At 69.8% G+C, this 3,082-nt stretch carries 4 protein-coding genes; all 4 read left to right on the forward strand.

Annotation, left to right across the window (positions count from 1 at the left end; translation table 11 throughout):
- Window positions 1–699, forward strand: a 699-nt coding sequence (gene ruvB, locus ACT4N8_RS06135; RefSeq protein WP_444857253.1) for a Holliday junction branch migration DNA helicase RuvB, incomplete at its 5' end; no start/stop codon positions are given.
- A gap of 11 nt (window positions 700–710) precedes the next feature.
- Complete coding sequence (locus tag ACT4N8_RS06140) at window positions 711–1,868, forward strand: DUF3089 domain-containing protein (RefSeq protein ID WP_444857254.1); 1,158 nt, start codon at window positions 711–713, stop codon at window positions 1,866–1,868.
- Between the two features lie 78 nt (window positions 1,869–1,946).
- Complete coding sequence (locus ACT4N8_RS06145) at window positions 1,947–2,402, forward strand: YbgC/FadM family acyl-CoA thioesterase (RefSeq protein WP_444857255.1); 456 nt, start codon at window positions 1,947–1,949, stop codon at window positions 2,400–2,402.
- A 29-nt stretch (window positions 2,403–2,431) separates the two neighbouring features.
- Window positions 2,432–3,082: protein TolQ (gene tolQ, locus ACT4N8_RS06150; protein WP_444857256.1), on the forward strand; the 651-nt coding region annotated here is incomplete at its 3' end.

A 3,082-nucleotide genomic window follows, 5' to 3' on the forward strand; every position in this document is an offset into this window, starting at 1 on the left:
ATCGACGAGATTCATCGTCTCGCGCCCGCGGTCGAGGAGATCCTCTATCCGGCGATGGAGGACCGCGTCCTCGATCTGATGATCGGCGAGGGGCCGTCGGCGCGCTCGGTGCGGATCGACCTGCCCACATTCACCCTGGTCGGCGCGACCACGCGGCAGGGGCTGATCACCACCCCCTTGCGCGACCGCTTCGGCATTCCGGTGCGGCTCAATTTCTACGCCGTGGACGAGCTCGAGCAGGTCGTCCGCCGCGCCGCGCGGCTGCTCGGCCTCGCCCTCACCGACGACGGCGCGAAGGAGGTGGCGAAGCGCTCGCGCGGGACGCCGCGCATCGCCGGGCGGCTGCTCCGCCGCGTCCGCGATTTCGCTCAATCGGGCGGCGAGGCGGAGGTCAGCGCCACCGTCGCCGACGCCGCGCTCAACCGGATGGAGGTCGACCAGCTCGGCCTCGACGCGATGGACCGGCGCTACCTCATGATGATCGCCGACATCTATCGCGGCGGCCCGGTCGGCGTCGAGACGCTCGCCGCCGGCCTCTCGGAGCCGCGCGACACGATCGAGGAGGTGATCGAGCCTTTCCTGATCCAACTGGGCCTGATCGCGCGCACCGCCCGCGGCCGCTGCCTCAACGGCCCCGGCTGGACCCACCTCGGCCTGCCGCAGCCGAAGGGGCAGGCGGGCCTGTTCGACGGAAAATGAAGGGGGAGGGGATGAAGAGACTGCTCGCATTGGCGCTGGCCCTGGCCGGATCGCCCGCTCTGGCGCAGCCGCCCGCCGAGGCGCCGGCGGTCGATTATTCGAACGACGCCAGCTGGCTCTGTCTTCCCGGACGGCAGGACGCCTGCGGCCGGCCGCTACCGACGACGGCGCTCAATCCGAACGGCTACGGCGCGAATGGCGCGGCCGTCCCCGCCGCCGATCCGCCGATCGACTGCTTCTACGTCTACCCCACCGTCTCGCGCGATCCGGAGTTGAACAGCGATATGAACGCCGGGCCGGAGGAGAATTCCGCCGCCGCCGTCCAGTTCGCCCGCTTCGCCTCAGTCTGCCGGACCTATGCGCCGCTCTACCGGCAGGGGACGTTGCGCAGCGTCATGGCGGTCGCCGCGGGCCAGGACATGACCGCCGTCGCCGATTTCGCCTATCGCGACGTCGCCGCCGCCTGGCGCCACTATCTCGCCCAACACAATCAGGGGCGGCCGTTCGTCCTGATCGGCCACAGCCAGGGCACGATCCACCTCATTCGTCTGCTCGCCGACGAGATCGAGGGCCGGCCCGAGGCGGCGCGGATGCTCTCGGCGCTGCTGATCGGCTACAATGTCGAGGTGCCCGAGGGTCGGCTGACCGGCGGCAGCCTCCAGCGCACGCCGTTGTGCACGCGCCCCGGCGAGACCGGCTGCGTAATCACCTACGTCTCCTTCCGCGCCGAGGCGCCGCCGCCTCCCGTCGCCTTCGTCGGCCGCGCCGCGCGGCCCGGTCATACGGTCGGCTGCACCAACCCCGCCGCGCTCGGCAGCGCGGCCTCGGTGCCGCTCGACAGCTATTGGTTCACCGCCTCGCCGAGCGGCGGCGCCGATGCGATCCTATGGTCGTCCGAAGGCCCGCCGCCGACGCCCTTCCTGCGCACCGAAGGGCTGGTCTCCGCCGCCTGCGTGACCGAGGGGCCGCTCGGCTATCTCGCAGTCCGCGTGAATGCCGATCCCGCTGACGCCCGCACCGATCAGATCCCGGGAGATGTCCGACTCTTGGGCCAGCCGGCGCCGGGCTGGGGCATTCATCTCGTCGACGTCCACCTCGCCCAGGGTGACCTGATCCGGGCGGTGGCGGCGCAGCGCGACGCCTATCTCGCCCGCGCCCGCCGGCCCTGAACGCAAAATCGGCTCGCTTCGTCTCTGCGCGTTTCCACGGGGTTTCGTCCCCCGGCCGCCACGGTTAAGCCCGCGCCCGTGACCGGCGATGTCGATCAGCCCTATGCGGGCGCCTGGCGGGGGACGACCCATCATTTCGCGATCCGTGTCTATTTCGAGGACACGGACACGGCGGGCATTGTCTATTATGCCAATTACCTGAAATATATGGAAAGAGCGCGGTCCGACATGCTCCGCGCGGCGGGCATCGACCAGCGCGGAGCGCTGGAGGCCGGCGACGGCGTCTATGTCGTGACCGAAGCCCACATCAAGTACCGCGGCTCGGCCAGGCTCGACGATGCGTTGCTCATTCTCAGCACCATCGAGGAAGTTCGCGGCGCGAGCTGCGTCATTCATCAGCGAGTCATGCGCGGAACGGCCATGCTGGCCGACGCAATGATCACGGCCGCCTTCGTCGCGCCGAACGGCCGGCCGAAGCGCCAGCCGCGCGACTGGGTGGAGCGGTTCGAACGGCTGAAGAGGGAAGGAGCCTAGTGGGGGATTTGGGACTTTCGGGCGACGCGATGTCGCCGGTGGCGCTGTTTCTGCAGGCGGATATCGTCGTCAAGTCGGTGATGATCGGCCTGCTCGCGGCGAGCATCTGGACCTGGACGATCATCGTCGGCCAGTGGATGAAGCTCCGCAACACCGTGCGAGAGAGCGAACGGTTCGAGCGCGATTTCTGGAAGGCGGAGGATATCGACGCCTTCTACGAGCTGCGCGGCCGCGAGGAGCAGCCGGCCTCGAAGGTGCTCGCGGCGGGCATCGCCGAATGGCGCCGCTCGACCGCCGGGCGGTCGGTCGACCGGGAGGGGACGCGGTCGCGCCTTGCCGTCGCGCTTCACTCGGCCGTGGCGGCGGAGACGGACCGCCTCGCGGGGCGGCTCAACATCCTCGCGACGGTTGGCTCGGTGGCGCCCTTCGTCGGCCTGTTCGGCACCGTCTGGGGGATCATGCGCAGCTTCTCCGACATTGCGGGGCAGCAAAGCACCAGCCTCGCCGTGGTCGCGCCCGGCATCGCCGAGGCCCTGTTCGCAACCGCCTTGGGCCTGTTCGCCGCGATCCCCGCCGTGATCGCCTACAACTACTGCAGCGCGCGCCACGTCAAGCTGATGGACCGGCTCGACACGTACGTGATCGACTACAGCGACGTCCTGCGCCGCAGCGTCTCGAGC

This window comes from Sphingosinicella sp., assembly GCF_052387495.1.
Lineage (GTDB): Bacteria > Pseudomonadota > Alphaproteobacteria > Sphingomonadales > Sphingomonadaceae > Allosphingosinicella.